This is a genomic window from Caulobacter sp. ALps2 (assembly GCF_058681635.1).
The window spans coordinates 2143661-2169605 of sequence record NZ_CM178743.1; the positions used below are offsets into that span (position 1 = coordinate 2143661).

At 67.5% G+C, this 25945-nt stretch carries 25 protein-coding genes; 13 read left to right on the forward strand and 12 right to left on the reverse strand.

The genetic code is table 11. The features are described from left to right. Positions 1-4: 4 nt before the first annotated feature. The 6 genes from ACW173_RS10240 (at position 5) to ACW173_RS10265 (ending at position 6622) form a co-directional block, all read left to right on the forward strand. Positions 5-1102, forward strand: a complete 1098-nt coding sequence (locus tag ACW173_RS10240) for an acyltransferase family protein (protein ID WP_492085101.1) — start codon at positions 5-7, stop codon at positions 1100-1102. A gap of 67 nt (positions 1103-1169) precedes the next feature. Next, entirely contained in the window at positions 1170-1871 is a 702-nt protein-coding gene (locus ACW173_RS10245; RefSeq protein ID WP_492085103.1) for a CHAP domain-containing protein, read from the forward strand. Positions 1872-1933: 62 nt separating this feature from the next. After that, a complete protein-coding gene (locus ACW173_RS10250; protein ID WP_492085104.1) occupies positions 1934-2893 on the forward strand; it encodes a magnesium transporter CorA family protein in 960 nt (319 codons plus the stop codon). A 126-nt stretch (positions 2894-3019) separates the two neighbouring features. Continuing rightward, positions 3020-4258, forward strand: coding sequence for a pentapeptide repeat-containing protein (locus ACW173_RS10255; RefSeq protein WP_492085106.1), 1239 nt, complete (start codon positions 3020-3022; stop codon positions 4256-4258). 67 nt (positions 4259-4325) lie between these two features. Continuing rightward, the gene (locus ACW173_RS10260; protein ID WP_492085107.1) at positions 4326-5087 is read left to right on the forward strand and encodes a MipA/OmpV family protein; all 762 of its coding nucleotides are present in this window, start codon (positions 4326-4328) and stop codon (positions 5085-5087) included. A 92-nt stretch (positions 5088-5179) separates the two neighbouring features. Continuing rightward, positions 5180-6622 carry an alpha/beta hydrolase gene (locus ACW173_RS10265; protein WP_492085109.1) on the forward strand — a complete coding sequence of 481 codons (1443 nt, stop codon included), beginning with the start codon at positions 5180-5182 and terminating at the stop codon, positions 6620-6622. Between the two features lie 13 nt (positions 6623-6635). Here the strand turns inward: ACW173_RS10265 and ACW173_RS10270 are convergent, their stop codons facing one another. After that, positions 6636-7496 carry a crotonase/enoyl-CoA hydratase family protein gene (locus tag ACW173_RS10270; RefSeq protein WP_492085111.1) on the reverse strand — a complete coding sequence of 287 codons (861 nt, stop codon included), beginning with the start codon at positions 7494-7496 and terminating at the stop codon, positions 6636-6638. Between the two features lie 86 nt (positions 7497-7582). Here ACW173_RS10270 and ACW173_RS10275 point away from each other — a divergent pair, with 86 nt between their 5' ends. Beyond that, positions 7583-8371: an SH3 domain-containing protein gene (locus tag ACW173_RS10275; RefSeq protein WP_492085112.1), complete on the forward strand. Its 789-nt coding sequence runs from the start codon at positions 7583-7585 to the stop codon at positions 8369-8371. A 4-nt stretch (positions 8372-8375) separates the two neighbouring features. Here the strand turns inward: ACW173_RS10275 and ACW173_RS10280 are convergent, their stop codons facing one another. Then, positions 8376-8810 (reverse strand): DUF488 domain-containing protein, encoded by a 435-nt coding sequence (locus ACW173_RS10280; RefSeq protein ID WP_492085114.1) that lies wholly within the window; start codon positions 8808-8810, stop codon positions 8376-8378. Positions 8811-8897: 87 nt separating this feature from the next. Between ACW173_RS10280 and ACW173_RS10285 the strand changes: the two genes are divergently transcribed. Beyond that, a complete protein-coding gene (locus ACW173_RS10285) occupies positions 8898-9788 on the forward strand; it encodes an alpha/beta fold hydrolase (protein WP_492085116.1) in 891 nt (296 codons plus the stop codon). Here the strand turns inward: ACW173_RS10285 and ACW173_RS10290 are convergent. The 5 genes from ACW173_RS10290 to ACW173_RS10310 form a co-directional block, all read right to left on the reverse strand. Then, on the reverse strand, positions 9785-10732 hold the full coding sequence (locus ACW173_RS10290) for a thioesterase family protein (RefSeq protein WP_492085117.1): 948 nt from the start codon (positions 10730-10732) through the stop codon (positions 9785-9787). The genes ACW173_RS10285 and ACW173_RS10290 overlap by 4 nt on opposite strands. A 131-nt stretch (positions 10733-10863) precedes the next feature. Then, positions 10864-11352 (reverse strand): transcriptional repressor, encoded by a 489-nt coding sequence (locus ACW173_RS10295; protein ID WP_492085118.1) that lies wholly within the window; start codon positions 11350-11352, stop codon positions 10864-10866. 42 nt (positions 11353-11394) lie between these two features. Next, on the reverse strand, positions 11395-12168 hold the full coding sequence (locus ACW173_RS10300) for an acid phosphatase (RefSeq protein ID WP_492085119.1): 774 nt from the start codon (positions 12166-12168) through the stop codon (positions 11395-11397). Positions 12169-12245: 77 nt separating this feature from the next. Beyond that, positions 12246-13295, reverse strand: a complete 1050-nt coding sequence (locus ACW173_RS10305) for a 1,9-bis(guanidino)-5-aza-nonane synthase (protein ID WP_492085120.1) — start codon at positions 13293-13295, stop codon at positions 12246-12248. Positions 13296-13462: 167 nt separating this feature from the next. After that, positions 13463-14722, reverse strand: coding sequence for a type III PLP-dependent enzyme (locus ACW173_RS10310; RefSeq protein ID WP_492085122.1), 1260 nt, complete (start codon positions 14720-14722; stop codon positions 13463-13465). 235 nt (positions 14723-14957) lie between these two features. Here ACW173_RS10310 and phnC point away from each other — a divergent pair, with 235 nt between their 5' ends. The 4 genes from phnC to ACW173_RS10330 all read left to right on the forward strand — a co-directional run bounded on the left by phnC (position 14958) and on the right by ACW173_RS10330 (position 19168). Next, complete coding sequence (gene phnC / locus ACW173_RS10315) at positions 14958-15752, forward strand: phosphonate ABC transporter ATP-binding protein (protein WP_492085123.1); 795 nt, start codon at positions 14958-14960, stop codon at positions 15750-15752. Next, the gene (gene phnD, locus ACW173_RS10320) at positions 15749-16807 is read left to right on the forward strand and encodes a phosphate/phosphite/phosphonate ABC transporter substrate-binding protein (protein ID WP_492085125.1); all 1059 of its coding nucleotides are present in this window, start codon (positions 15749-15751) and stop codon (positions 16805-16807) included. The genes phnC and phnD overlap by 4 nt, the downstream gene beginning before the upstream one ends. An 8-nt stretch (positions 16808-16815) precedes the next feature. Continuing rightward, positions 16816-17631 carry a phosphonate ABC transporter, permease protein PhnE gene (gene phnE, locus ACW173_RS10325; protein WP_492085127.1) on the forward strand — a complete coding sequence of 272 codons (816 nt, stop codon included), beginning with the start codon at positions 16816-16818 and terminating at the stop codon, positions 17629-17631. A gap of 223 nt (positions 17632-17854) precedes the next feature. Further along, a complete protein-coding gene (locus tag ACW173_RS10330; protein WP_492085128.1) occupies positions 17855-19168 on the forward strand; it encodes a hemolysin family protein in 1314 nt (437 codons plus the stop codon). 204 nt (positions 19169-19372) lie between these two features. Here ACW173_RS10330 and ACW173_RS10335 read toward each other — a convergent pair whose 3' ends face one another. The 3 genes from ACW173_RS10335 to ACW173_RS10345 form a co-directional block, all read right to left on the reverse strand. Then, on the reverse strand, positions 19373-19969 hold the full coding sequence (locus ACW173_RS10335; RefSeq protein WP_492085130.1) for a hypothetical protein: 597 nt from the start codon (positions 19967-19969) through the stop codon (positions 19373-19375). Between the two features lie 946 nt (positions 19970-20915). After that, positions 20916-22007 (reverse strand): glycosyltransferase family 4 protein, encoded by a 1092-nt coding sequence (locus tag ACW173_RS10340; RefSeq protein ID WP_492085131.1) that lies wholly within the window; start codon positions 22005-22007, stop codon positions 20916-20918. Then, complete coding sequence (locus ACW173_RS10345) at positions 22007-22843, reverse strand: UDP-2,3-diacylglucosamine diphosphatase (protein ID WP_492085133.1); 837 nt, start codon at positions 22841-22843, stop codon at positions 22007-22009. Before ACW173_RS10345 ends, ACW173_RS10340 begins: the two co-directional genes overlap by 1 nt. Positions 22844-23117: 274 nt before the next feature. Between ACW173_RS10345 and ACW173_RS10350 the strand changes: the two genes are divergently transcribed. Further along, a complete protein-coding gene (locus tag ACW173_RS10350) occupies positions 23118-23747 on the forward strand; it encodes a TetR/AcrR family transcriptional regulator (RefSeq protein ID WP_492085135.1) in 630 nt (209 codons plus the stop codon). A gap of 5 nt (positions 23748-23752) precedes the next feature. Here ACW173_RS10350 and ACW173_RS10355 read toward each other — a convergent pair whose 3' ends face one another. Next, positions 23753-24751, reverse strand: a complete 999-nt coding sequence (locus ACW173_RS10355; RefSeq protein ID WP_492085137.1) for a cupin-like domain-containing protein — start codon at positions 24749-24751, stop codon at positions 23753-23755. A 54-nt stretch (positions 24752-24805) separates the two neighbouring features. Continuing rightward, positions 24806-25918, reverse strand: coding sequence for a pyridoxal phosphate-dependent aminotransferase (locus ACW173_RS10360; RefSeq protein WP_492085138.1), 1113 nt, complete (start codon positions 25916-25918; stop codon positions 24806-24808). Positions 25919-25945: the final 27 nt, after the last annotated feature.

Below are 25945 nucleotides of genomic sequence, written 5' to 3' on the forward strand. Positions count from 1 at the left end.
GTCAATGCAAGACGGCGCGCACATCAAGCCCCTGACCGCGCTCCGGTTCTTCGCCGCCTTCTGGGTGGTGATGTTCCACTATTGGCCCAAGCTGGACGTCGGTTTCACGCCGGCGATCGCCGCCAAGGGCTATCTGGGCGTCGAGGCCTTCTTCGTGCTGTCGGGCTTCATCCTGTGTCATGTCTATCTGAGCGGGTTCGGGGAGGGGCGGTTCCGCTACGGCGACTTCCTGTGGAATCGGCTGGCGCGGGTCTATCCGCTGCACCTAGCCACCCTGGTCGGCGTCGGCGCCATGGCGGTCGCCGGCGCGATCGCGGGCTTGAATGTCGATCCCAACATCCTGTCGTGGAAGGCCCTGCCGGCCAATCTGCTGCTGGTCCACGCCTGGGGCTTCGCGCCGGTGGCGGGCTGGAACCACGCTTCCTGGTCGATCTCGGCCGAGTGGTTCGCCTATCTGACCTTCCCGGCCTTCGCGTTCGCCGCCTGGAAGCTGCGCGAGCGGCCGGTGGCGGCCGTGCTGGGGGCGCTGGCCTTCATCGCCGCGCTGTATCCGGCCTTCCAGGCCCTGGCCGGTTTCTCGCTGACCGAGGCGACCATCCAGTGGGGCGCCCTGCGCATCGTGCCGTGCTTCGCGTTCGGCTGCGCCCTGCACGCCCTGTGGCGTTCGGGGCGATTCCCCAGCCGACTCAGCGGCTACGGCGCCGCTTTATTGGGCATGGCCACGCTTGGCGCGGTGCAATTTGGCGCCCCTGATCTGGTCATCGTGATGCTTTTGGGGGGGCTGATTTTCATGATCGCGAGCCTCGCCCAGGCCGGTTTCGAGTTTGCTGGACAGTCAGTCTTCGTCTATCTCGGCGAGATCAGCTACTCGACCTACATGATCTGCATCCCGTGGAAGATCCTGGCTATCAATGCCGCGGCCAAGGTGTTCAATATCGATAGCGACAAGTTGCCACTGCTGGTCTGGATCGCGATTGTGGCCGCTCTGGTTCCGCTGTCCGCGATCTCCTATCATGTCATAGAAAATCCGTGCCGCGAGCGGATGAAAACTTGGGCTTCGAGCTGGAAACAGCGCCGCTTGACCCTCGCGGGTGCGGCATAAACACTCTTTTCACGTCTTCCTGAGAAGGTTATCCCTTAGCCCAGTGACGCGGGGGAGTACCCACAGCATGACGAAACGGACGAGGGCCCTTCTGGGTTCCCTGGCCGCTGCCGCCATGATCAGCTTTGCGCCGGTGACGGCCAGTGCTGACGGCTATTGGCAGTGCGTGCCGTTCGCCCGTCTGATGTCGGGTATCCAGATCTTTGGCGACGCCCGTACGTGGTGGTCGCAAGCCGCCGGCAAGTACGACACCGGCTCGGTTCCGAAAATCGGCTCGGTTCTCTCGTTCAAGCCGACCGCTCGCATGAATCTCGGCCACGTGGCCTTCGTCAGCCAAGTGCTCACCGACCGGGTCATCCAGGTGACCCACGCCAACTGGTCGATCATCGAAGGCGATCGCGGCCAGATCGAAAAGGACGTCACCGTCGTCGACGTCTCGCCAGCCGGCGACTGGACGCAGGTCAAGGTCTGGTACGATCCGATCCGCGACCTCGGCACCAGCGTCTATCCGACCAACGGTTTCATCTATCAGGACGCCCAGGCGAGCACGATCGCCGTCGCGACCAGCAAGATCGCCATGGCCCAGAACGCCGTGGTCTCGGCCGCCAAGCAAGCCGCCAACCAGGTGGCCAACTCGGTCCGTTCGTCGCCGCTGGACATCATCGGCCAGGCCGCCGACTCGACCGATCGTATCGCCGCCCTGCTCGACGCCGCCGCCAATGGCGGTTCGTCGAACGACAGCGGCAACAAGCAGAACGCCCCTCGCTAGTTTGAGCGCGTTGACCTGAAGCTTGGGCCGGGGCAAACCCGGCCCGTAGCTAGGACGCGACCATGCTGAGAATCCTCCGTCACGGCGCTCCGGGCTTCGAAGCCGGCGGTCTGTCGCCCGACTGGCGCGTGCCCGCCGACGCCGTCTGGATCGAGCTGGTCGACCCCACCCGCGCCGAGGAAGTGGCCGTCGAGCAGTCGATCGGCCTGCTGCTGCCCACCCGTGAAGAGATGGCCGAGATCGAGGCGTCCTCGCGCCTCTACCAGGAGGACGGCGGCACGTTCATGACCGCCACGGTGTTGGTCAACGCCGACGGCGACCTGCCGACCGCCGCCCCCGTGACCTTCGTCCTGGCCGGCAACCGCCTGGTCACCATCCGTTATGTCGAGCCGCGCGCCTTTTCGGTGTTCGCCGCCCAGGCCGAGCGCCAGCCCAGCCTGTGCCCGAACGGTCTCCAGACCTTCCTCGGTCTGCTGGACGCCATCGTCGACCGCACCGCTGACATCCTCGAGCGCACCGCCGCCGAGGTCGAGGTGCAGTCGCGCGCCATCTTCGGCCGCCCGCGCGGCGCGGCCTTCGAGCAGATCCTCAATCGCCTGGGCCGGTCCCAGAACGTCAATTCCAAGGCCCGCGACAGCCTGGTCAGCCTGGCCCGCCTGCTCAGCTTCGCGGCCCTGGCCGAACAGTTCGACGGCTCCAAGGACCTGCGCGATCACCTCAAATCGCTGCAACGCGACGTCCAGTCGATCACCGACCACTCCAGCTATCTGGCCGGCAACATCACCTTCCTGCTCGACGCGGCGCTGGGGTTGATCAACATCGAGCAGAACTCGATCTTCAAGGTGTTCTCGGTCTTCTCGGTGATCTTCCTGCCGCCGACCCTGATCGCCGGCATCTACGGCATGAACTTCGTCCACATGCCCGAACTGCGATGGCTGGAAGGCTATCCGATGGCCATCGGCCTGATGATCATGGCCGCCGGCGCGCCGCTGTTGTGGTTCAAGCGCAAGGGTTGGCTGTAGGCGGTCGCGCGAAGAAACCGCGACTTTCCGTCGCGGCCTGAACGTTTGCTTAAAGACGATGTGACACGGTGAACGCCGTTTCCGCGTATCCCATCAGCTTCGTTCCGAGCGATCCCAGACCGCACGATGCCGCCCGCCGCATCCTCACGACCCAGCTTGATCCGCAATCTTCACGCCTCCGTGGTGCGTGAGGTGCTGGAAGCGCATGGGCGTTACATCAAGGGGCTGCCCAAGGGGCGCCGCGCGGTGCTGCAATACGTCAATCTGAACAATTACGAACTGGACGGGGTCGACCTCTCCGAAGCCGACCTGACCGGCGCCCTGCTGGGCGGCGCCTCGCTGCGCGGCGCCAAGCTGACGCGCGCGACCCTGTACGGGACCGACCTGCGCGACAGCGACCTGCGCGACGCCGACCTTTCCCGCTGCGACATGCGGGGGGCCTGCCTGCGTGGGGCCAACCTGGGCGGGGCCAACCTGGCCAATTGCGACCTGCGCGAGGGCGTCACCGCCGTGCAGGACGACGAGAAGGGCCTGCGGATCCTCGAGCACTCCAAGCGGCCGGGCGAGCTGGACTACGCCATGCTGCAGGGGGCCAACCTGAACGGCGCCCAGATGTCGGGCGCGTTCGCGCGCCAGGCCGACTTCACCGACGCCGACCTCTCGAACGTCACCCTGCAAGGCGCCAAGCTGACCAAGGCCTGCATGGACGGGGTCAACCTGTCGGGCGCCAACCTGCACAATGCCGAGATGTCCCAGGTGTCGCTGCGCCGCGCGGTGATGGTGGGCGTCGACGTCAGCGGCGCGGATCTGCGCGACGCCGACCTGACCGAGGTGCTGCGCGCCCCGCCGCCGATCATCTATGTCGACGACCAGCCCTTGCACGAGGTGCTGGAGGCCCACGAACTGTTCTGCAAGACCGACGGCCGCGACGGCAAGGTCGGGGTGCTGTCCGATGTCGACTTCCGCCCGCTCAAGCGCCTGAAGGATCGCCGGCTCAGCGGCCTCTACGCGCCCAAGGCCGTGTTCTTCGGCATGGACCTGGAAAACGCGCAGCTGCAAGGCGCCAATCTTGCCGGCGCCGACCTGCGCGGGGTCAAGCTGAAGGGGGCCGACCTGCGCGGCGCCCGCCTGATGGACGCCCAGATGGCCCGCGCCGATCTCACCAACGCCAAGCTGGGGCCACTGAAGATCGCCGAGGACCGGGTGATCCGCACCGACCTGACCCGCGCCGTGCTGCGCGGCGCCAATCTGCGGGGCGCCAGCGCCCAGCGCGCCCGCTTCATCGAGGCCGACCTCTCCAGCGCCAAGCTGGACGGCGCCGACCTGACCGGGGCGGAGATGCCGCCTCGCGCCGGCGGCGCCTAGACATCCGCCTCCGCGTTGCGGTCGTAGCTGTCGATGATCCGACACGATATTTCGATAGGGAAGCCGTATGACCCACGCTCTGACGCCCATCGCGCTGCTCTGCGTGCTCACCGCCGTGAGCCTGGCCAACAAGGCCCGCGCCCAAGATCGCGACCAGGACCGCGCCGTTGTCGGCGGCGCCGTGATCTACGCGCCGGCCTACCAGGGCGCCGAGGACTACCGCGTCCTGCCGTTCCCGGTGATCGACCTTAAATACGGCCGCTTCTTCGTCGGTTCGCGCCGGGGGATTGGCGCCAACCTCGTCGACGGCGACACGGTGGATGTCGGGGCTGGGGTGACCTACGTGCCGGGCTATCGCCGCCGCGACGCGCCCGCCGGGATCGGCCGGGTGTCCGGCGGTGCCGGCGCGCGGATCTCGGCGGACGTGAAGGTCGGCATGGTCATGGCCAGCCTGGGCGCGACCAAGGTGCTGTCCGGCGACCTCGACGGCGCGCTGGTCGATGCGAGCCTGGCCATGCCGTTACGCCCGACCGATCGGCTGACCATCATTCCCAGCGTTTCGACCACCTGGGCGGACGGCGCCTACACCCGCGGCTATTTCGGGGTCAGCCCCGCCCAGGCGACCGCCTCGGGCCTGCCGGCCTATCGGCCCGGCGGCGGGATCAAGGACGTCTCGGCCGCGCTGACCGCCAGCTATCGCCTGACCGATCGCGTCAGCCTGGGCGCGACCGGCGCGATGACCAAGCTGACCGGCGACGCCAGGAAGAGCCCGATCGTCTTCGACCCGACCCAGCCCTCGGCGGTCCTGTCGGTCTCCTACAGGTTCTAGGCTGGCGGGTTCTAGCGGACGGTCAGCACACTGAAGCCTTGCGGTCGGCGTTAACCTTGGTGTTGATGCACGCGAAACCGTTGGAGTCTTCGATGTCGCGCCTGTCCTGGATCGCCGCCGCCACCGGCGCGCTGACCCTCACCGCCTTGGCTCCCACCTTCCTGGCTGGCGCGGCTCACGCCGCCGCCCCGCGCTTCGAGAAGACGGCCTGCGTCGGTGACTACAAGGACGTCGATCTCAGGGTCCAGTGCGGCGCCCTGGTCGTCGACGAGACGCGCGGCGACCCCAAGAGCCGCCGCATCAAGGTGGCCGTGGCGATCGTCAAGGCGGCTCGGCCCAAGGCCGGCCTGCCGCCGGTGGTCTATCTGCACGGCGGCCCGGGCGGCTCGGCCCTGAAGGGTCTGCCGCGCATGCTCAAGAGCAAGGCCTCGCGCGAGTTCGTCGCCGCCGACCAGGACTGGATCTTCATCGACCAGCGCGGCGGCGGCCTGTCGGACCCGAACCTGGACTGCCCCGGCACGAACCTGACCGACGCCGGCCCGCCTTCGGACAAGGACGCCGACGGCATCGTCGCCTGCCTCAAGGCCTTCCAGGCCAAGGGCGTGAACCTGTCGCGCTACAACGCCGTCGAGGTCGCAAAGGACGTCCAGGACCTGCGCCAGGTGCTGAAGCTGCCGCTGATCGACCTCTATGGCGGCTCGTACGGCACCCGCATCGAGGCGGCGATCCAGACCCATGCGCCGCGGGGCGTGCGAGCGGTGGTCCAGGATTCGCCCTGGCCGCCCGAGGCCGACTGGACGGTCGGCGGCCCGGCCATGGTCTCCAGCTCGATCGACATCGTCATGGCCAAGTGCGCGGTCGTGGCCGAGTGCGCCAAGCGTTATCCCGACCTGAAGGCCAAGCTGGCCGTGGTCGCCGAGCGCTGGCTGGCCGGGCCGCGGACCATCGACGGCAAGACCTACAATGCCGACGACCTGGGCGGCTATCTGATGGACGCCAGCTACTTCACCGCCAGCGTGCTGCCGCGCGATCTGTGGAAGATCATCCAGGGCGACGTCTCGCCGGTCGCCGACTTCGTGGGCAGCCGCGACTACTACAGCGAGGGCCAGTTCATGACCCACCTGTGCAAGGAAGAGATCCCGTTCGAGGCCCGCGCGGACGTCGCCAAGGGTACCGAGAACGACCCGGTCGCCCGCCTGATGGTGGTGTCGATGCAGCGTATCCACGACGTCTGCAAGGCCATCGATGTCGGCGCGATCTCCAAGGTCGAGCAGGCCCCGGTGAAGACCGCCATCCCGACCCTGTTCCTGGCCGCCGAGATCGACCCCGGCTGCCCGCCCGAACTGACCAAGGCCGCCGCCAAGGGCTACCAGGGCTCGCAGGTCGTCATCGTCACCAACGCCACCCACGGCGTGTCGCGCGGCAGCCCCTGCGCCCGCAAGGCGATCCGGGCCTTCTTCCAGGACCCGACCAAGCCGGTGGACCGCAGCTGCCTGCCGGCGGCGGATGAGGCGATGACGTTTACGTACGAGTAGAGGGCGGCCCCGCCTACATCTTCTTCTTCAGCGGCAACAAATCCGGATACACCGCGTCCCGCTTTTGCGCCTTGGCGGTGAAGGCCTCGGCCATGTGCGGACCGGAGAACATCCCGGTCTGCCAGGTGGCGATGTAGTCCAGGGCGTCGGCGATGGTGTGGTCGCGGGCGTAGTTGATCATCACCTTGCTGCCGGCCACGGCCAGGGGGGACTTCCCGGCGATCTCGCGAGCGGCGGCCAGGGCGTGGGCGACGACCTCCTCGTGAGTATCGAGCACCTCGTTGACCAGGCCGATCTCCTTGGCGCGCTGGGCCGGCAGGCGGCGACCCGTATAGGCCAGCTCGCGCACCCAGCCCTCGGGGATCAGCTTGCACAGACGCGGGAAGGTGCCGACATCGGCGGTCATGCCGATGTTGATCTCCTGGATCTGGAAAAAGGCGTCGGCGCTGGCGTAGCGGATGTCGCAGGCGCTGACGAAGTCGACGGCCCCGCCGATGCAGCCGCCCTGGATGGCGATGATCACCGGCATTCGGGCCTTGTCCAGGCAGCTGAAGCTGTCCTGCAGCACGTGCACGAAGCGGCGGAAGCTCTCGGCCGCCACCCAGCGGTCGCCATCCTGGGTGGCGGTGACGCCCTCACCGTCGGTGAACACCGAAAGATCCATGCCGGCGCTGAAGTGCTTGCCGGTCGAGGAGATCACGATGCAGCGAGCGAGCGCGTTGTCGTCAATATGTTTTACAATTGCGGGAAGCTCGTTCCAGAACGGCCGTGTCATGGTGTTCATGGCTTCGGGTCGCTTCAACTGGATGTGCGCGACGCCAGCCTCGATCTCGACCTTGAAACAGCTATAGTCGTCCTGATCGTGGCCACTCATGCCCTAAGTCTCCCTTATCGTTGATCACACTATCAACCGGGCGGGAGGCGGCGACAACATTGACCTGACGGAAAAGGAAATCCGCCATGACCACCCGTAAGATGTTCACCGCTCTGGCGATCGCCGCCACGGCCTCCAGCCTGGTCGCGGCCCCCGTTCCGGCCCTGGCCCAGTCGCGCGGCCTGGGCGGCCTGTTCGCCTGCGAAGGCTCGGGCGGCAAGCAGGAAGGCGGCGCCCTGATCGGCGCGGCCGCCGGCGCCCTGCTGGGCAACAAGGTCTCCAAGAAGAACAAGACCCTCGGCACGCTGGTCGGCGCGGCGGCGGGCGCGGCGGCGGGCGGCTATATCGGCTGCCGCATGCAGTCAACCGATGCCGCCATGGCCGAGCAGGCCACCAAGAAGGCCCTGGAAACCGGCGTCGCCCAGACCTGGTCCAACAGCCGCACCGGCAATTCGGGCCGCATCAGCGTGATCTCGTCCAGCTACGGCCCGCCGGTCGACGGCCGCTCGATCCGCTACGCCTCGGGCGTGCAGAGCCTGCCCAGCTATGAAGCCGCCGGCGGCGCCTATGTCGCCAGCTCGACCGCCAACCTGCGCGGTGGTCCCTCGACCAAGACCAAGGTGGTCGGCAAGGTCGCGGCCGGCGAGAGCTTCGACGCCCTGGGCGTGGTCCCGACGGGCGGCTGGGTGCTGGTGGGCCGTGGCGGCTACGCGGTCGGCTACGCCGCCGCCTCGCTGGTGCGTTCGACCGGCCAGCAGGTCGCCAGCTGCCGCGTGATCGACGCCTCGGTCGCCGGTGGCGGCCAGGGGACGTCGAACCAGCGCTACAGCGCCTGCAAGGACGCGCGGGGCGAGTGGCAGGTCACCCAGGCCTAAGGCCCTAGAGGTCCACCACCTCGCACTTCAGGGTCTGGCGGATGCGATCCGCCACGATCTTGCGATGGCAACAATTGGGGTCGTCCTCGTAGCAAAGGAGGGCGACCCTTTTTGTTTTGGCCAGCTCCGTCGCCTGGGCCAGGGCCAGCACCGCCTCGGGCTCTTCCAGGTGGGCGTTGAAGATCGCGCGCATCTCGTCGACGCGCCCGGCCCGGGCGGCCTCGCGGCCAGGCTTGGGCGTGCCCAGCGGGCGCAGATGCAAGTAGTCGATGCCCTGGTCCTTGAGGCTATTGCCCAGCAACGTCTTGGAGAAGCCGGCCTTGCGCGAGCTGGCCACGGCGCGGACATCGACCACCAGCTCGACATCGGCGGCCTTCAACCGATCGATCATGCCGCCTTGCGTGTCGGTTTCGTAGCCGATCGTGGCGAGCTTGTTCATGCCATCGCTTTCATTTTTTGGGGCTCCATGGACGGAGGGGGTCTTCGCGCCTAACTTAACGCCCATCAGTCTCAAGGAGCCACGCCCATGGACGCGGCCGTCTTTCGCGAACCTCGCAAGCGCTCCGTGGCTGTTCCCGGCGGCGAGATCGCGGCCCTGGAGTTCGGGCCCACGGATCGGCCGATCGACGTGGTCTTCGTCCACGCCAACGGCTTCAACGCCCAGACCTACCGCGTGCTGCTGTCGCCGCTGGCGGCGGGCCTGCGAATCCTGGCCATCGACCAGCGCGGTCACGGCGGCACCACCTTGCCGGCCGATCCCGACGGCCGCCGCTCGTGGCGCGACCTGCAAGGCGACCTGGTCGGCCTGCTCGACGCCCTGGACGGCCCGCCGCTGGTTCTGGCCGGCCATTCGATGGGCGGCACGGTCAGCCTGCTGGCGGCCGCCGAGCGGCCCGATCGCGTGAAGGGCCTCGTGTTGCTGGATCCGGTGATCATGCCGTGGCTGGCGACCCTGTACGCCAAGGCGCCGTGGACCTCGGGCCGCCTGTGGAAGCACATGCCGCTGGTCCAGTCGGCGCTGCGCCGCCGGGCGGTGTTCGACAGCCGCGAGGCGGTGTTCGCCGGCTACAAGGGGCGGGGAGCCTTCAAGACCTGGCCCGAGACCATGCTGGCCGACTATGTCGCCGGCGGCTTCGTCGAGCGCCAGGACGGACAGGTCGAACTGGCCTGCGCGCCGGCCTGGGAAGCCTCGAACTACGCCGCCCAGGCCCACGACCCGTGGCGCGCCGTGCGCCAGGTGAAGGCTCCGGCGCGGATCCTCAAGGCCGAGAAGCATTCCACCTGCATGGCTGGGGACGGCTTCGCGCGGCGGGGCAAGGCGGTGCGGATCGAGACGGTCGCCGGGACCAGCCACTTTCTGCCGATGGAGCGCCCCGACGTGGTGCGCGACGCGCTGTTCGACATGGCGACGGCCTAGAGCGCCAGGCCCTTCACTTCGCTCGCCGCCAGCGCCGCCCGCGCCGCGTCCGTCACCGGCACCACCTTGCGCGCATCGAGATCAAACGTGATCGCCACGGCTTCCGACGTGCCCCACGGCTGGCCGGTCGCCGGGTCGAGCATCCAGTGGGCCACCCGCATCGTCCGCGCGTCCGTGCCCATCAGGCCCGATCGGATGTCGACCCGGTCGCCGGGGCGAGGCCAGGCCAGGTAGGCGATGCGGTACTCCAGCACCGCGCCGCCCATGCGGATTGGCTTGTTCTCGGCATGCCCGACCACCACGTCGCGGAACGGGTGGATGAAGGCGCCGATGCCGTCCGAGACGCGGCCGATGAACTGCTCGGCGCGCATCCGTCCGAACACGTCGCAATCGGACGGCAGGAAGCCGCCCAGGCCGATACGTGACAGGCTCAGTTGTTCGGCGCGAGCCAGGCTGGCGGTCGGCTCGAAGGGCGAGAGATCGATGCCGCGGGCGCGGGCCTTCTCGGGAACTTCGACCTTCAGGGCCTGCGCGCGCTCGCGGGCGATCCGGGGCCAGGGGAAGGGCTGGCCCTCACGCGGGGTGGCGTGAACGACGGTGGTCTGGAAGGTCGCCGCCAGCTCGCCCGAGGCCGGATGGATCAAGAGCTGCAGGATCTTCGCATCCGTCTCGCCCATTTCGATCACCCCGCCCAGCATGGTGAGCGGCGCGCCGGCGTGAGCCTCGCGCAGGAAGCGGATGTGGTGCTCCTTGACCAGCAAGGTGGCGTTGGCGTGGGGCGAGAAGGCTTGCGGCAGGCCCAGCTCGGCCGCCATGCCAATCAGGCCTTCCATGGCCCGCACGACGTAGTGGCGCACGTTCATGTGCCCCATCTCGTCGCAGTCCCAGGTGTTAACGCCTCCCCGCCAGATCTCGACGCCAGGGAGCGGCTCAGCGGTCGTCATGGCGTCTCTCGAACGGTGGTGTGTAACAGTCGTTCGAGTCTAGAGCGTGGCAGCCGAAAGTGTGAGCGGTTTCGGCGCTTGCCACGCTCCAAAAATTGGACGCCGAGCCTGCCCACTAGGGCGGGCTTTGTTCAGCTTCGGCAATCGGCGCAGAGGCCGTGGGCCTCGATGGTCACGGCGGTCAGGGCGTAGCCGGCCGCGGCGCCGGCGGCGATGATCTCGGCGCTGGCCTTGGGCTCGATCTCGCGGGTCGCGCCGCAGCAGTCGCAGATCAGGAAGGCGGCGGCGTGGCCGTCGGCCTCCTTGCGGCAGGCGACATAGGCGTTGAGGCTCTCGATCCGGTGGGCGAAGCCCTGCTTTTCCAGGAAATCGAGGGCGCGATAGACGGTCGGCGGCTTGGCCGGCGGGCCGTCGCCCCCGAAGGTCGAGATCAGGTCATAGGCCTTCACCGGCTGGCCGGCCTGCAGCAGCAGCTCCAGCACGCGGCGGCGCGGGGCGGTCAGGCGCTGGTCGGCGGCCGAGCAGCGAGCCTCGGCCGCGTGGAGTTCGGCGGCGAGCGCGGCGCCCGCGACGCCGTGGTTGTGATGATCGTGTCCGCAGGCGGAACCAGTATGGGCCATGGCCTAGAGGTAGAGGCCGGCGCGCCCCTTCGCAACCGTGGCCTAGAGCAGCGGCGCGCTGATCAGGTTGGCCTCGGCGGTGCAGCGGGCGGGATCGGGCGGCGTAGCCTTGGCGCGGGCGGCGTCCAGTTCGGCGCGGATGCCGGCCAGGTCGGCCTTGAAGGCGTCGGAGGCCCACAGGGCCGCGACCAGGTTCTCGGCGTTACGCTTGCCGGCCTCGACGGAGCTGGCGTTGTGGACGCCGCAGATGACGCGGCTTTCACCGAAGCCTCGGGCGCGGGTCAGGATGGCCTCGGCGCGGTCGGGGGCGGCCTCGGCCAGGATCAGGCCGACGGTCCAGCCCCAGGTCGAGTGGCCGGACGGATAGTCGGGCGATAGCGAGAAGCCCAAGCCCGGCTTGATGCAGAGCGGGCCGTTCTCGGACCGGAACGGGCGCGGCCGGCGGTATTTCAGCTTGGGACCCGCCACCGCCGAGCGCACGTCGCCGCTGACCCGCAGCAGCATGGCGGCCAGCTTGGGATTGCTCGCCTTCGTCGGGGTGAAGCCCAGGGCGCAGGAGAAGCCGTCCAGAACGTTCTCCTCGACATTGTCGGCCTGGGCCAGGGACCAGCGCGGGCCGCCTTCAAGGGCGCGGGTGGCGCGGAAGATCTGGCGGTCCTTCTCGGCCTCGGGCGAATCCTTGGCCGGCGGCGGACCCAGCTGATCGCGCGCGTCATAGGCGCCCTTGGCCAGGTAGCGTTTCGGCGTCGCGGCGTCTCCGCTCAGCGTGGCGCAGCCCGTCAGGGCGAGAACGGCGATGACGGCCAGAGCGCGCATGAAAAAGGGTCCCCGAAGCAACTCCGGGGACCCTGCATTTTCACGCCCCTACAATCAAGAAGGGGAGGCGTTCAAGCTTACTTGCCGAACAGCTTGTTCCAGCGCGGCTTTTCACGGCCTTCCCAGGCCTTGCGCCAGTAGGCGTCCGAGGCGATCAGCGGGACCACCGTGGTGGCTTCGGCGAAGACCATCTGCTCGTAGGTGGTCGAGACCTTGCCCCACGAGGCGGCTTCCTTCAGCGTCGACGACGAGCAGGCGCCGTCGCGCACGTCGGCGACCGTGATCTGGATGGCGTACTTGTGCATGTCGGCCTCGACGCCGAGGATCTCGGCGCAGACGACGGTGTCCTGGGCGAAGTTCTTGGGCACGCCGCCGCCGACCATGAACAGGCCCGTGGTGCCGGCCGCGATCTTGACGTCCGTCAGTTCACGGAAGTCGGCGACCGCGTCGATCATCAGGTAGGGCTTCTTCTCGGCGATCTTTTCCTTCTGGTGCTTGACCAGGCCGAAACCGGCCGAGCTGTCGACGAAGGCCGGGCAGAAGATCGGCACGCCTTCTTCGTAGGCCGTCTGGATCAGGCTGCCTTCCTTCTTGGCGTTGCCTTCCGACAGCCACTTGCCCATCTCCCAGATGAACTCGCGCGAGGAATAGCCGCGCGGCTCCAGGCGGTTGCAGATCTCGAGGATCGTGTGGTCGCAGGCCTGCAGTTCTTCTTCGTCGATATAGGTGTCGTAGATGCGGTCGATGTAGTTGTCGCGCAGGACGTTGTCGTCCACCGGGCCGGCGGCCTGATAATGCTTGAAGCCCAGGGCCTCGAAGAAATCCATGTCGACGATCGAGGCGCCGGTGGCGACCACGGCGTCGATCATGCCGTTCTTCACCATGTCGCGGTACACGTGCATGCAGCCGCCGGCCGAGGTCGAACCGGCCAGGATCAGCCAGGTCGAGCAGCCCTTGTCGGCCAGGGCCATGTTGAAGATGTCGGCGGCGCGGGCGGTGTCGCGCGAGCTGAACGACATCTTGCGCATCGAGTCGATGATCGGACGGGCGTCGAACGACGCGATGTCGACGTGCTCGACGACGGTCTGGAGGAGTTCGGCCTTGGTGTTCGGAACGGGAGCGTTCATTGCTTCGGTTTCCCTGACTTTGGACGCCCGTCGTTGGAACAAAGAACCTTCGCCGGGACGGAGCGACCGACGGGGGCTTGGAAATACGAACCGCACCCGACGTCTCATAACGTCGGGCGCGGCGCGCGGTTTAACTCAGAAACTGTCTACTGACGAACCACGTCGATTTAGCGACGGCGCTTGCGCTTGCCGGCCGCGCCTTTCGGACGCGAGAAGCGGACGATCTTGCGCTCTTCGTTTTCCTGGCGGACCGCCGGGATCGAACGCTTGGCCAGGCCGTACATCGACGCCATCGGAGCGTCCTGAACTTCCGCGGTGTCGGTCTCGCCGAAGCCGTTGAAGCGGGTCGACATGGCCACGCCATAGGCGCCGAGCATGCCGATCTCGATGTAGTCGCCCTCGTCCACGCTTTCCGGCAGGTAGAACGGGCCGGGCATGTGGTCGACGCTGTCGCAGGTCGGGCCGTAGAAGCGGAAGGGCTTGAGGCCCTCTTCCACCACTTCACCGTTCTTGCGGTACAGCTTGACCGGGAAGGGCCACTTCATGTGCGCGGCGTCGAACAGCGAGCCGTACGACCCGTCGTTCAGATACAGCGCGTCGCCCTTCTTCAGCTCGACCTTGACCAGCAGCGACGAGGCCTCGGCCACCAGGGCGCGGCCCGGCTCGGCCCACAGCCGCGTGCTCTCGTGGACCATCATCTCCGAGAAGCCGCGGTCGATGGCCGCCAGGTACTCGGAGAGTTCCGGCGGGGCCATGCCCGGGTAGATCGAGGGGAAGCCGCCGCCGACGTCGACGACATCGGCCAGCACGCCGGCGCGGACCAGCGCGCGCGAGGCCTGGGCCATCGCGGCCTGGTAGGCGGTCGGGCGCATGCACTGGCTGCCGACGTGGAAGCTGAGACCCATCAGGTCCTGGGTGGCGCGACGCGCGGCCAGCAGCAGGCCCGGAGCGTTGTGCGGCTCGACGCCGAACTTGCCCGACAGGCTATAGGCCGCGCCCTCGGCCTGCACGCCCATGCGGACGATCAGGTTGAGGTCCTTGGCCTGGCCCGTTGAGTCGAGGATCTTGGCCAGCTCCTCGTGGGTGTCGAACGAGAAGGTCTTCACGCCGTGGTCGAAATAGGCGGCCGAGATGGCGGCGCGGCTCTTGACCGGGTGCATGAAGGCCATGCGCGAGCCCGGGGCCTCGGTGGCCACGAGTTCGATCTCGTTCAGCGAAGCGACGTCGAAGGACCGGACGCCGGCCCGCGCCAGCTCACGGATCACCCACGGCGAAGGATTGGCCTTCACCGCATAGAAGACGTCGCCCTTGAATTCGGACTGGAACCAGCGCGCAGCTACGGAAACCGCGTCGGGCCGCACGAGTGCGACGGGACGTTCCGGTGACCGCTCACGGACCAGGTCCAGGGGAGATTGGTACGTGCGCAATTCACGTAACCCCCTGTTGGAAGTTAAACCCAGGCCGGCGTTAGCAGCGTTTAGGACTTCGGGTCCGCCGGAGCCGTGCGAAATAGGGGCATTGTTCCGGGATGTAAAGACCCTTTCGTGGCCCCGGTTCGGGGCGAATTGATCCATGGCTCGTCACAAATCCATTGCGAACCTTCCCCAAACCGGAGATCGCATTTCCCAAGCACCGAAACCACGTTAAGGATTCGCCCCGACCATGACGTCGGACCCAGTTCTCTCGATCCGCGCCGCGTCCAAGACCTTCGGGTCGCGACGCGCGCTGGACCAAGTCTCCCTCGACGTCGGTCGGGGCGAGATGATCGCGCTCATCGGCCCTTCGGGCTCCGGGAAATCCACGCTTCTGCGCTCGATCGACGGTCTGCAGACCATTGATGAGGGAGTAGGCGTGATCACCGCGTTCGGCGGACCGGTGCAGGCCAAGGGCAAGGTGTCCAGCGACGTGCGCAAGGCGCGCATCCGCATCGGCTTCATCGCCCAGCAGTTCAACCTGGTCGGCCGCCTGTCGCTGTTTTCCAACGTGGCCCTGGGCTCCTTGGGCCGGATCCCTTTCTTGTATGGGCTGCTCGGCCGCTGGCCGAAGGAAACCCGCGAGGCGGCCATGGCGGCCCTGGCCCGCGTCGGCGTGGCCGACTACGCCGCCCAGCGCGCCAACACCCTGTCGGGCGGCCAGCAGCAGCGCGGCGCCATCGCCCGGGCCCTGGTCCAGAAGGCCAAGATCATCCTGGCCGACGAGCCGGTGGCCTCGCTGGACCCGGTGTCGGCGCGCAAGGTCATGGAGATCCTGCGTGACCTGAATCAAAGCGACGGCCTGACCGTCGTCGTTACCCTGCACCAGGTGGACTACGCCCTGCGCTACTGCGACCGTGTCGTGGCCCTGAAGGCCGGCCAGAAGGTCTATGACGGCCCGGCCTCGGCCCTGAAGCGTGAAAAACTCATCGATATCTACGGCCCGGAATTCGAGGACGTGTTCTGGGAAGGAGCTCCGCAATGATCAGCCGCCGTTCGGCTTTCGCCATCGCCGCCCGCTTTTCGGTTGTCGGCCTCTCGGCCCTGGCCCTGACCGCCTGCGGCCAGAAGTCCGACACGACCTCGGCCGCCAAGGACACGGTCACCTTCTCGATCCTGTCGACCGAGTCGGCGCAGAACATGGAGGGCTACTGGAAGCCCATCCTGGCCGACATGGAAAAGCAGACCGGCCTCAAGGTGAAGCCGTTCTTCTCGTCCAACTACTCGTCGCTGATCGTCGCCATGGGCGCCAAGCAGACCGACCTGGGCTGGTTCTCCAACCAGTCGGGCCTGGAAGCCGTGCGCCGCTCGGGCGGCGAGGTCTTCGCCCGCACCTTCGATCCGTCGGGCACCGACGGCTACAAGTCGGTGATCATCGTCCCGGCCGACAGCAAGCTGACCCTGGAAGGCCTGCTGAAGTGCGACAAGACGCTGGATTTCGGCATCGGCGACAAGAAGTCGACCTCGGGCACCCTGGCCCCGATGACCTATGTCTTCATCCCGGCCGGCGTGAAGCCCGAGACCTGCTTCAAGACCGTGCTCAGCGCCAGCCATGACGCCAATCTGGCGGCGGTGGCCAACCACAAGCTGGACGCCTCGACCAACAATTCGACCGCCCTTCGCCTGAACGCCGGGCGCTCGGACAACAAGACCGCCAAGGTCAAGGTGATCTGGGAATCGCCGACCCTGCCGGAAGACCCGATCGTCTGGCGCAAGGACCTGGATCCGGTCGTGAAGGAAAAGCTGCGCCAGTTCTTCCTGACCTACGGTCAGGGCGACACGCCCGAGGCCGCCCAGCAGCGCGCCAACCTGGCCAAGCTGTCGATGGGCGGCTTCAAGCCGGCCGACAACAGCCACCTGCTGGTCGTCCGCGAGATGGAAGCGCTGGAAGGTCTCGGCATCGCCAAGGAAAGCGGCGACCAGGCCAAGATCGCCGCGGCCCAGAAGAACCTGGACGGCGTCAAGGCCGAGCGCGTCGCCGCCGAGGGCAAGGCCGGCGCCGTGCCGGCGGCCCTCCCGGCCGCTCAGCCCGCCAACTGAGGCCCTTCATGAGCGAGACCATTCCGGCCCCGCCGAAGCGCTCGACGACGGCCATGGCCTTTGACGTCCTGATCTGGGGCGGCGTGGCCATGCTGCTGATCGTCAGCTTCAAGCCGGCCGAGATCGACAAGTTCCCGCAGCTGTTCACCGAAGCGGGGCGGATGCGGGAGTTCGCGGAAGGCTTCTTCTCGCCGTTCACCGATCCCAAGGCGTTCATGGCCGCCGACTGGGGCCTGTATGTCGGCAAGATGTGGCAGACGATCCAGATGGCGCTGTGGGGCACCTTCCTGGCCATCATCGTCGCCATCCCGCTGGGCCTGCTGGGCGCGGGCAACATCACGCCGGTGTGGATCCAGCAGCCGGTGCGCCGCGTGCTGGACCTGATCCGCTCGATCCCCGACCTGGTCGTGGCGCTGATCTTCATCACCGCCGTGGGCCTGGGACCGTTCGCCGGCGTCATGGCCCTGATGTTCAACACCGGCGGGGTGCTGGCCAAGCTGTTCGCCGAGGCCGTCGAGTCGATCGACAAGGGCCCCGTCGAGGGCGTGCGCGCCACGGGCGCGGTGAAGCTGCAGGAGATCGTCTGGGGCGTGATCCCGCAGGTGGCCCCGCTGTGGACCAGCTACGCCCTCTACCGCTTCGAATCGTCGAGCCGGGCGGCCACCGTGCTGGGCCTGATCGGGGCCGGCGGCGTCGGCCAGGTGCTGCTCGATAGTGTCAACGCGTTCCAGTACGACCAGACCGGCTGCATCGTGCTGGTCATCGTGGTGGCCGTGTCGCTGATCGACCTGCTGTCGCAGATCATCCGCACGCGCCTGCTGTAGACTTCCGACGTACTCGGGCGCCGGCGAGGGCTTCGAGGACATCGCCACCGACGCCGACCAAAACCCCCGGGGGCGTTGGGGTCTTTGACGGGGCGCGCCTCGAAGAGAACATGCCGGCCTCTATGGGCCGCGGCGTTTTTCTTTGTATAGTGAACCCCGCCGGGTCTCCCCACGCCCGCGCCGCGGTCGCCGTCCGGGCCCGCGTCCTTGACCCTGCAGGGCCATGATCCTCGTCGCGCTCGCCGTCGTCTTCCTCCTCGTTCTCCTGAACGGGGTCTTTTCCATGTCCGAACTGGCCGTCGTCTCGGCCCGCAAGGCCCGCCTGCAAGGCTTCGCCGAGCGGGGCGACAGAGGGGCCAAGCTGGCCCTCGACATGGCCGAGCATCCCACGCGGTTCCTGTCGGCGGTCCAGGTCGGCATCACCCTGATCGGCATCTTCGCCGGCGCCTACGGCCAGGCCACCATCGCCAGCGCGCTGGACATCTGGCTGGAGACCAGCGTTCCGCCCCTGGCCAAATATTCGGAAGGCATCGCCACGACCATCGTGGTCATCGGCCTGACCTATGTCTCGGTGATCCTGGGCGAGCTGGTGCCCAAGCGCCTGGCCCTGATGTTCCCGGACGTCATCGCCCGCAAGATGTCGCCGTTCCTGGCCATCGTCGCCATGGTGCTGCGCCCGTTCGTGACGCTGCTGACCGTCTCGACCGCCGCCGTCCTCAAGCTGATGGGCGTGCGCGACGAGCGCAACAACGGCGTCACCACCGAGGAGATGGAGGCCGTCCTGGCCGAAGGCGCCGACGCCGGCCTGATCGAACCCGAGGAGCGGGCGATGATCAACGAGGTGCTGCGCCTGGGCGACCGGCCCGTGCGCGTGGCCATGACCCCGCGCCGCGACCTCTTCTGGGTGTCGCTGGCCGACAGCCCCGAGACCGTCCTCAGCGAGATCCGCGCCAGCGCCCACTCGCGCATCCTGGTGGCCACCGAGGACGACCTGGACGGCGACATCGGCGTCGTCCTGAAGAAGGACCTGCTGGACGCCTGTCTGTCGGCCGAGCCGTTTGATCTCAAGGCCCACGTCCAGCAGCCTGTCGCCATCCCCGAGACCATGTCGCTGCTGAAAGCCCTGGCGGTCTTCAAGCTGACCAGCCTGCACATGGCCCTGGTCGTCGATGAGTTCGGCTCGCTGCAGGGCGCGATCACGCCCCTGGATCTCCTGGAAATGATCGCCGGCGACTTCCCCGAGGATCACGACGACGACGAAAAACGCATCATCCGCCGCGACGATGGCAGCTGGCTGATCGACGCCCGCCTCGACATCCAGGAACTGAACGATCACCTGGGCGAGAACTTCGAGGCCGACGGCGGCTATCACACCGTGGCCGGTCTGATCCTGGACCGCCTGGGCCGCATCCCCTCCGAAGGCGAACACGTCACCATCGGCGCCTTCGACCTCGAGATCGTCGACATGGACGGCTCGCGGATCGACAAGGTCATCGTCAAGCCGTGCAAGCGCAAGAAGGGCGAGGCGGAGGGGTAGGGGCGGAGGTTTTGGGTGTCCGCGGTTGGGGGGCGGACAGTGGTCATTCGGGTATCGCGGGCTCTATGCGGAGGACTTCACCGGTGGTGATCACCGGCTGGAGCGCTATCGCGCTCGCCCCAATCGCCGTGCCGCTCGCGCCAGTCGCTCGCCTTTGGCCCCGGGAATAAAGACTGTTGATCGCGGCGTCGAAGCAAGGACCGCTTAGGGTGGGAAGGGACCTTCGGCGGACGCCAAGTTCGCCAGCCGCCCGTCGGCTTCGATAACGCCCGGATTTTCGGCGAGCCCATACGTGTCGTGAAACAGTTCGTCGAGCGCCAGGTAGCGTCGACGGACATCGAGCCACAACCGCCGGGCCGCCATCCGATCGCCGAGCGCTTCCGAATTGCACGCCAGACCGCGTATCGCGTTGGCCAGTTCGAGCGGCGGTGTCTCCGGCGCCGCCCCATAGAGTTCCATCATTTCGGCATAAAGAGGAGCGGCGGCAGCGGGATCGCCGCCTTGCTGCAGGATATCGGCAAGGTGGCGGACAAGACGCGCCAGTGACGATGGCGCGGAGCGGCGCGCCAGACTGACCGCTTCGTTCTGCAGCTTCAGCGCGGTTCGAAGATCCTCCGCATCGCGCGCCACCTGCGCCTGGCGGCTCAGGGCGTGGGCGAGGCGTGGCTCGTCGCGGGCCTGTCGAAAACATGCGATGGCTTGCGCGAAGGCTTGAACCGCGTCGGCTGCTCGTTTCTCGCGGCGAGCGGCTTCGCCTGCGACAAGAGCTTCTTCACCCTCGCGGAGGATATCCATCTTCACAGATTAAACTCGGACGGGAGCGTCAGCAACGGATCTCGAAAGCCGACCAGGGGCGGTGCGATCCTTGAGTGACCTGGTCAGCCCCGCGATCGTCTCGCCGTGAGATGTAAGGCGGGCGCTCTTCCGGGGCGGAAGAGGCGGGTGACGGGAGCGGGGTCGCGCACTTGAAACCCTCTCTCATAGAGAGAGGGAGGGGCCCGCCGCGTAGCGGTGGGAGGGTGAGAGGTTTCACCGTTGGCCGGTGAACCCTGGGCCGTTCCGCCGCGCGTTTCGTCAGTACCTTGTCCGGTGAGGGTGTAGCCTCTCACCCTCCCACGCCGAAGGCGTGGGCCCCTCCCTCTCTCCCGGAGAGAGGGATTCACGGGGATTGAGCGGCCTCTATCCTCGGCGTTCGCGAGATCGAACGCAGCGAAATCAAGCGCTTGTCGATTTTACGCGGCCCTGAATGATCCGCGTTCAGAACCGCCCCCATACTCATAGCCATCCCCGTCGCGGGGGAGGGCGTTTGGATCCGGCCCAATACGGCGGCGGGGGTAGGTTGAGCGGGGTCGCTGCGCGGTCCCCGGCTGGCTCGTCAGGTCGTACGGCTTACTCTTTAGGAGCGCGTGCGGGTGACGGATCGTCCGGGATCAAGGCCGAGCAGCGGATCGACAGGGCGGTGATCGTACAAGCCGCCTATCGTGGATCGCCGAGCTGGAGACGGATTGAGCCGATCCAGTTGGTCCACGCCCGTCCGGGGGCTCTTGGGGACCCGAGCTGAAATACGCTCACGCCTCCCGTCCTCACGGAAAAAACAGCCTGGCGGAGCGGTCGACGAGCCGAAACGCAAAACAAAACCTCACGGTCTCCGGGTTCGCCCGGCCGCTCCGTCGCCTCCCCACACATCTTCAGCGGCTGGCCGCGTGAAGCGGCGCCGTCGTGTCGACCTTGAAACCGTGAATCGCCCTTAGGCCGCCGTCTTCTTCCGCAGGCGGGCCAGGCGGCGCAGACGCCGCCAGAACCGCGTCTTCTCCGGCTCGGGATAGGGCTGCAGATTGCGGTAGAACTCTTCGGCGCACGAACGCCAGGAGAACTTCTCGGCGAACTTGCGGACCACCGCGCGGTCGAGGTCCAGGCACGCCAGGCAGGCTTCCTTCAGCCCGTCGGTCTGGCCGGGGGCCAGGACGCCGGCGTTGGAGCCGGGGATGATGTCCACCGGACCAGGGGCCGAGAAGGCGGCCACGGGCACGCCGGCGGCCATGGCTTCGAGGATCACCAGGCCGAAGGTGTCGGTCAGGGACGGGAAGCAGAAGACGTCCGCGCCGGCGAAGTAGCGGCCCAGCTCGTCGCCGAACTTGGCGCCCAGGAACTTCACCTCGGGATATTTCTCGGCCAGCTCCTCGCGCTGGGGACCGTCGCCGATCACGACCTTGGTGCCCGGCAGGTCCAGGCTGGCGAAGGCCTCGATGTTCTTCTCGACGGCCACGCGGCCGACATTGAGGAAGATCGGACGGGCCAGGCCCTCGAAGATGTCGGGATCACCCGCCACGCGCGGCTTGAAGATGTCGGTGTCGACGCCGCGCGACCACGGCGAGAGGTTGCGGAAGCCGTGCTTGGCCAGCTCGTCGCGCATGGTCGGCGTGGCCACCATCAGGCGGCCCGACGGCTTGTGGAACCAGCGCATGTAGGTGTAGCCGGCCGCCAGCGGCAGCGGCAGGCGGGCCGAGACGTATTCGGGGAACTTGGTGTGGTAGCTGGTCGTGAACGGCAGCTTCCATTCCAGGCAGATGCGGCGGGCGGCCAGGCCGATCGGTCCCTCGGTGGCGATGTGGATCGCCTCGGGCTCGAACGACTTGAAGCGCTCCTGCACCGGCTCATAGGCGCCGATGGCCAGCTTGATCTCGGGGTAGGTCGGCAGCGGGAAGGTCGGAAACTGTTCGGGGCTGACGACATCGACCTCGTGGCCCATGGCGCGCAGTTCCTCGGTCACCCGGCTCAGGGTGCGCACCACCCCGTTGACTTGAGGTTCCCAGGCGTCGGTAGCAAGCAGAATTCGCATCAGGCGGCGGCGGGCTCCGGCAACGGCTCTTCGATCGTTTCTGGAGCGGTCAGCGAGCGGGCGCGGTCGATGACCGACCACGAGCGCAGCTTGGCCCACTCCAGGATCTCGAGATGACCGTCGGCGTGCTCGGCCAGCGCCGTGCAGCTTTCCACCCAGTCGCCGTCGTTGATGTAGCGGATGCCGTCGATGTCACGCATCTCGGCCTTGTGGATGTGACCACAGATCACGCCGTCCACCCCCCGACGCCGAGCTTCGTCAGCCACGGCGGCCTCGAAGTTCTCGATGAACTGCAAAGCGTTCTTCACCTTGACCTTCAGAAACGCCGACAGACTCCAATAACCGAACCCCAGGCGACGCCGAAGGCGATTCACCAGAGTGTTCAGCATGAGGATGGTTCTATAGGACCAATCCCCGAGGAAGGCGAGCCACTTGGCGTGCTGGACGATGCCATCGAACTCGTCGCCGTGGACAACCAGGTAGCGCTTGCCGTCGGCGGTCTCGTGGATCACGTCGCGGGCCACGATGACGCCGCCGAAGTGGACGCCGCAGAAGTCGCGGATGCGGTCGTCGTGATTGCCGGGCACATAGATGACCTCGGTGCCTTTGCGGGCCATGCGCAGGATCTTCTGCACCACGTCGTTGTGGGCCTGGGGCCAGAACCAGCCGCTGCGCAGCTTCCAGCCGTCGATGATGTCACCGACCAGATAGAGCTTCTCGCACTCGATATGCCGGATGAAGTCCAGCAGCAGCTCGGCCTGGCAGCCGCGCGTGCCCAGGTGCAGGTCGCTGATGAAGACAGAGCGGTAGCGGCGAACGGCGACGTCGGCGCTCATGGTCGAACCCCCGTTGTGATGCCGCGATATCGTTCCGTCCCCGGATCGGAAGATGGCGGCCAACGGCTGGCGATTAAGCTGATTGCGTGTCGCTTTAATGAAATGATGCCGCGGCCGATTTGCCGTTGTCGCGGTCCAGCTTCCGTTGCGTCAGCCCGTGAACTGCTCAATTTCAGCGCAGTCGTCAAAAAACTGGACGCAATAGCAATCCCTTTCGCCGCTTGGGGTTGGGCTAGGTGTTGCGGTGCAACATCCATCGCACTAAGTCACCCCGATGGACGCCGCCCGCCTCGCCAAGGACACCCCCAAGTCGCAGAAGACCCGCGCGCGGATTCTGGACCAGGCGATGCGCCTGATCGCCGAGATCGGCTATCACGCCGCCACCAACCCGGCGATCGCCGACGCGGCCGGCCTGACGCGCGGGGCGATGCTGTATCACTTCCCGACCCGCGAGGCCCTGGTCGAGGCCGCCGTGGCCCATATCCAGGCCGAGCGCTCGACCCTGTTCCGCGCCGCCGCCGGCAGCGTGCCTAGCGGCGCGGACGTCACCGAGCACGCGATCGACAGCTACTGGGAGCTGCTGCACTCGATCCCGTTCATGGCCTTCGCCGAGCTGGAGGCCGCCGGCCGCACCGACCCGGCCATCCACGCCCTGCTGGCCCCGGCCCAGGCCGAGTTCGATCGCGCCCAGGCCGGCGACGCCCTGGTGAAGATCCTGCACGCCGGCGCCGGCCCGCGTTTCCAGGCCAGCCGCGACCTCGCCCGTTTCATGCTGGAAGGCCTGGCCCGCTCGACCCTGACCTACGACAAGGACGGCCGGAAGGAGCGCCTGCTGCAGGTCATCAAGCGCGCCACCCACATGCTGAACCGCAAGGGCGACATCCAGGACCTCTGGCCGGAATAGGGGGCCTAGGACGAGAGCTTCCGCCCCAAGACCTGGCGGATGCGGCGGGCGTCCTCTTCGGAGAGCTCGCCCAGCATGCCGTGGACGTTGTCGGGCAGGTGCGCGGTGGCGGCGTTCGGGTCGCCGAACACATAGTGGTCGAAGGTGCTCTTCCACGCCGCGCGCTGGTGAGCGGGCAGGGCGCGCAGGGCCAGCACCGCGTGCAGGAAGGCGTCCATGGCCTGGCCGCGTCCAGCGGGCGCGTTGGCCCACCAATAGTTGGTCAGCAGGTTCACGGGTTCCAGCGAGCGCACGTGGTGCCACCACAGATACGGGATGTAGAGCGCGTCTCCCGGCGCGAGTTCGACGACTTGCGCGGTCTCCAGGGCCTGGGCGAAGCGGGGATGGGCCTCGAAGTCCGGCTCATCGAACGAGACCATGCTGATCGGCGGGCCGCCGGGGGTCTTCTCGAACGGGCCGATATAGAGGTCGGCGACGGCGTCTGGTGGGAACAGGGTGAAGCGGCGGCGGCCAGCCACCACGCAGGCCAGGTTCTCGTACGGATCCTGGTGGGCGGCGACGATCACCCGGTTGCCCAGCCACAGCAGCGGCTCGACGTCGGGCCCCAGCAGCGGTGAGACGTTCTCGGCGGCGAAGCCGGGCAGGTGGGCGCGGGTCGAGATCGACTGGGCCGCCAAGGTCGCCGGCCGCTCGACCTCACGGTTGGCCAGCAGGAACTCGAAGCTCTTGGAGAGGCGCGCCCGGCCGCCCTGGAAATTAAAGCCGCTCAGGTCGTCATTGTAGAAGAACCGCCCGCCGGCCTCCGGCTGAGCGATCAGCGTGCCCACCGACTCCTGGCGGTCGAAGCGCGCGAGGTATTCGAACAGGGCTTCGTCGCCCTGGCGCGCGGCGGCCACGGCTGGCCAGTGCGCGACCAGGCCACGAAACACGACCGGCTGAGCGGCGGGCACGATCTCGCCGTGGAAGTGGTCGGCGTCGACCGCGGTCATCTCGACAATAGGCATGGTGGATCACTGATCAGACGAGGTCTGACCAATAGGTCGTTCCCGCCGCCAAGCCTAGGCCCGCAAAGCCTTGGGCAGAACCGACGCGAAATAGTCCAGCTCGGCCGGGCTGGCGGTGCCGACGCGGATCCAGGTCGGGTGGGCCGGGCTGTCGAACACCCGCACCTCGACGCCCATGCCGGCCAGGGTCTTCTGGAAGGCCAGGTTCGGCTTGCCGCTGTCGACGAAGACATAGGTGCCGTGCGAGGGCAGGTACTTCAGGCCGTTGGCCTCACAGATCGCGTAGATCTTCCTCCGACAGCCTTCGAGATAGGCCTTGGCCCCGGCCAGATAGGCCTGGTCGCCATAGCAGGCCGTCGCGGCGGCGAGGCCAGGACGACCCTTGTGGGTCGGGATCATGCTCTTCAGGGTCTTCACCCGGTCGGGGCGGGCGGCGATGAAGCCGACCCGCAGGCCGGCCATGCCGTAGACCTTGGAGAAGGTGCGGGCGACGATCACGTCGTGGCCGGCGCGGACCAGGTCCATCATCGAGTTGCGCGCCGGGTCGGGGCTGATCTCGATATAGGCCTCGTCGACGATCACCGGCCGGGTCTTGGCGACCTCGATGCAGAAGGCCCGCAAGGCGTCGGCGTCCAGCAGCAGGCCGGTCGGATTGTTGGGATTGCAGACATAGACCGCGCCGGCGTTGGTCGCCTTTGCGCGCTCGATCAGGGCCGGCAGGTCGATCTGCTGGTCGGCGGCCAGCGGAACCCATTCCAGCTTGGCGCCCTGGCGCTCGGCATAAAGCAGCGGCGTGGCGTAGCTGGGCTGGGCCGAGACGACTGGTCCGGTCTTGCCGAAGGCGGTCGACAGCAGCGACAGGGCCTCCAGCGAGCCGTTGCACAGGCCGACCTGTTCGGGTTTCAGGCTATCGCGCTGGGCGATCAGCCTGACCAGCGGCGGCTCCAGCGCCCAGGCGTAATAGGGCGTCTCCAGCAGGGCGTCGGCGGCGGCCTTGCGGGCCGACGGGGCCGGGCCGAATGGATTTTCGGTGACGCCGAGATGGGCGCGGATGGCTGGCGGAGCGGTAGGGTCGACCGAGGTCTCGGCCGCTATCGCCAGAGAGGGCGCCAAGGCGGGGGCAAGCGCCGCGCCGCCGATCAGGAGTCCACGCCGCGTCGCGTCCATAAGCCGTTCTCCACTCGAAACTGGCCC

Excerpts from the sequence above, each read along its gene's own strand:
- ACW173_RS10240 (WP_492085101.1), top strand. The coding sequence starts at position 5 with ATGCAAGACGGCGCGCACATCAAGCCCCTGACCGCGCTCCGGTTCTTC.
- ACW173_RS10245 (WP_492085103.1), top strand. The coding sequence starts at position 1,170 with ATGACGAAACGGACGAGGGCCCTTCTGGGTTCCCTGGCCGCTGCCGCC.
- ACW173_RS10250 (WP_492085104.1), top strand. The coding sequence starts at position 1,934 with ATGCTGAGAATCCTCCGTCACGGCGCTCCGGGCTTCGAAGCCGGCGGT.
- ACW173_RS10255 (WP_492085106.1), top strand. The coding sequence starts at position 3,020 with ATGCCGCCCGCCGCATCCTCACGACCCAGCTTGATCCGCAATCTTCAC.
- ACW173_RS10260 (WP_492085107.1), top strand. The coding sequence starts at position 4,326 with ATGACCCACGCTCTGACGCCCATCGCGCTGCTCTGCGTGCTCACCGCC.
- ACW173_RS10265 (WP_492085109.1), top strand. The coding sequence starts at position 5,180 with ATGTCGCGCCTGTCCTGGATCGCCGCCGCCACCGGCGCGCTGACCCTC.
- ACW173_RS10270 (WP_492085111.1), bottom strand. The coding sequence starts at position 7,496 with ATGAGTGGCCACGATCAGGACGACTATAGCTGTTTCAAGGTCGAGATC.
- ACW173_RS10275 (WP_492085112.1), top strand. The coding sequence starts at position 7,583 with ATGACCACCCGTAAGATGTTCACCGCTCTGGCGATCGCCGCCACGGCC.
- ACW173_RS10280 (WP_492085114.1), bottom strand. The coding sequence starts at position 8,810 with ATGAACAAGCTCGCCACGATCGGCTACGAAACCGACACGCAAGGCGGC.
- ACW173_RS10285 (WP_492085116.1), top strand. The coding sequence starts at position 8,898 with ATGGACGCGGCCGTCTTTCGCGAACCTCGCAAGCGCTCCGTGGCTGTT.
- ACW173_RS10290 (WP_492085117.1), bottom strand. The coding sequence starts at position 10,732 with ATGACGACCGCTGAGCCGCTCCCTGGCGTCGAGATCTGGCGGGGAGGC.
- ACW173_RS10295 (WP_492085118.1), bottom strand. The coding sequence starts at position 11,352 with ATGGCCCATACTGGTTCCGCCTGCGGACACGATCATCACAACCACGGC.
- ACW173_RS10300 (WP_492085119.1), bottom strand. The coding sequence starts at position 12,168 with ATGCGCGCTCTGGCCGTCATCGCCGTTCTCGCCCTGACGGGCTGCGCC.
- ACW173_RS10305 (WP_492085120.1), bottom strand. The coding sequence starts at position 13,295 with ATGAACGCTCCCGTTCCGAACACCAAGGCCGAACTCCTCCAGACCGTC.
- phnC (WP_492085123.1), top strand. The coding sequence starts at position 14,958 with ATGACGTCGGACCCAGTTCTCTCGATCCGCGCCGCGTCCAAGACCTTC.
- phnD (WP_492085125.1), top strand. The coding sequence starts at position 15,749 with ATGATCAGCCGCCGTTCGGCTTTCGCCATCGCCGCCCGCTTTTCGGTT.
- phnE (WP_492085127.1), top strand. The coding sequence starts at position 16,816 with ATGAGCGAGACCATTCCGGCCCCGCCGAAGCGCTCGACGACGGCCATG.
- ACW173_RS10330 (WP_492085128.1), top strand. The coding sequence starts at position 17,855 with ATGATCCTCGTCGCGCTCGCCGTCGTCTTCCTCCTCGTTCTCCTGAAC.
- ACW173_RS10340 (WP_492085131.1), bottom strand. The coding sequence starts at position 22,007 with ATGCGAATTCTGCTTGCTACCGACGCCTGGGAACCTCAAGTCAACGGG.
- ACW173_RS10345 (WP_492085133.1), bottom strand. The coding sequence starts at position 22,843 with ATGAGCGCCGACGTCGCCGTTCGCCGCTACCGCTCTGTCTTCATCAGC.
- ACW173_RS10350 (WP_492085135.1), top strand. The coding sequence starts at position 23,118 with ATGGACGCCGCCCGCCTCGCCAAGGACACCCCCAAGTCGCAGAAGACC.
- ACW173_RS10355 (WP_492085137.1), bottom strand. The coding sequence starts at position 24,751 with ATGCCTATTGTCGAGATGACCGCGGTCGACGCCGACCACTTCCACGGC.
- ACW173_RS10360 (WP_492085138.1), bottom strand. The coding sequence starts at position 25,918 with ATGGACGCGACGCGGCGTGGACTCCTGATCGGCGGCGCGGCGCTTGCC.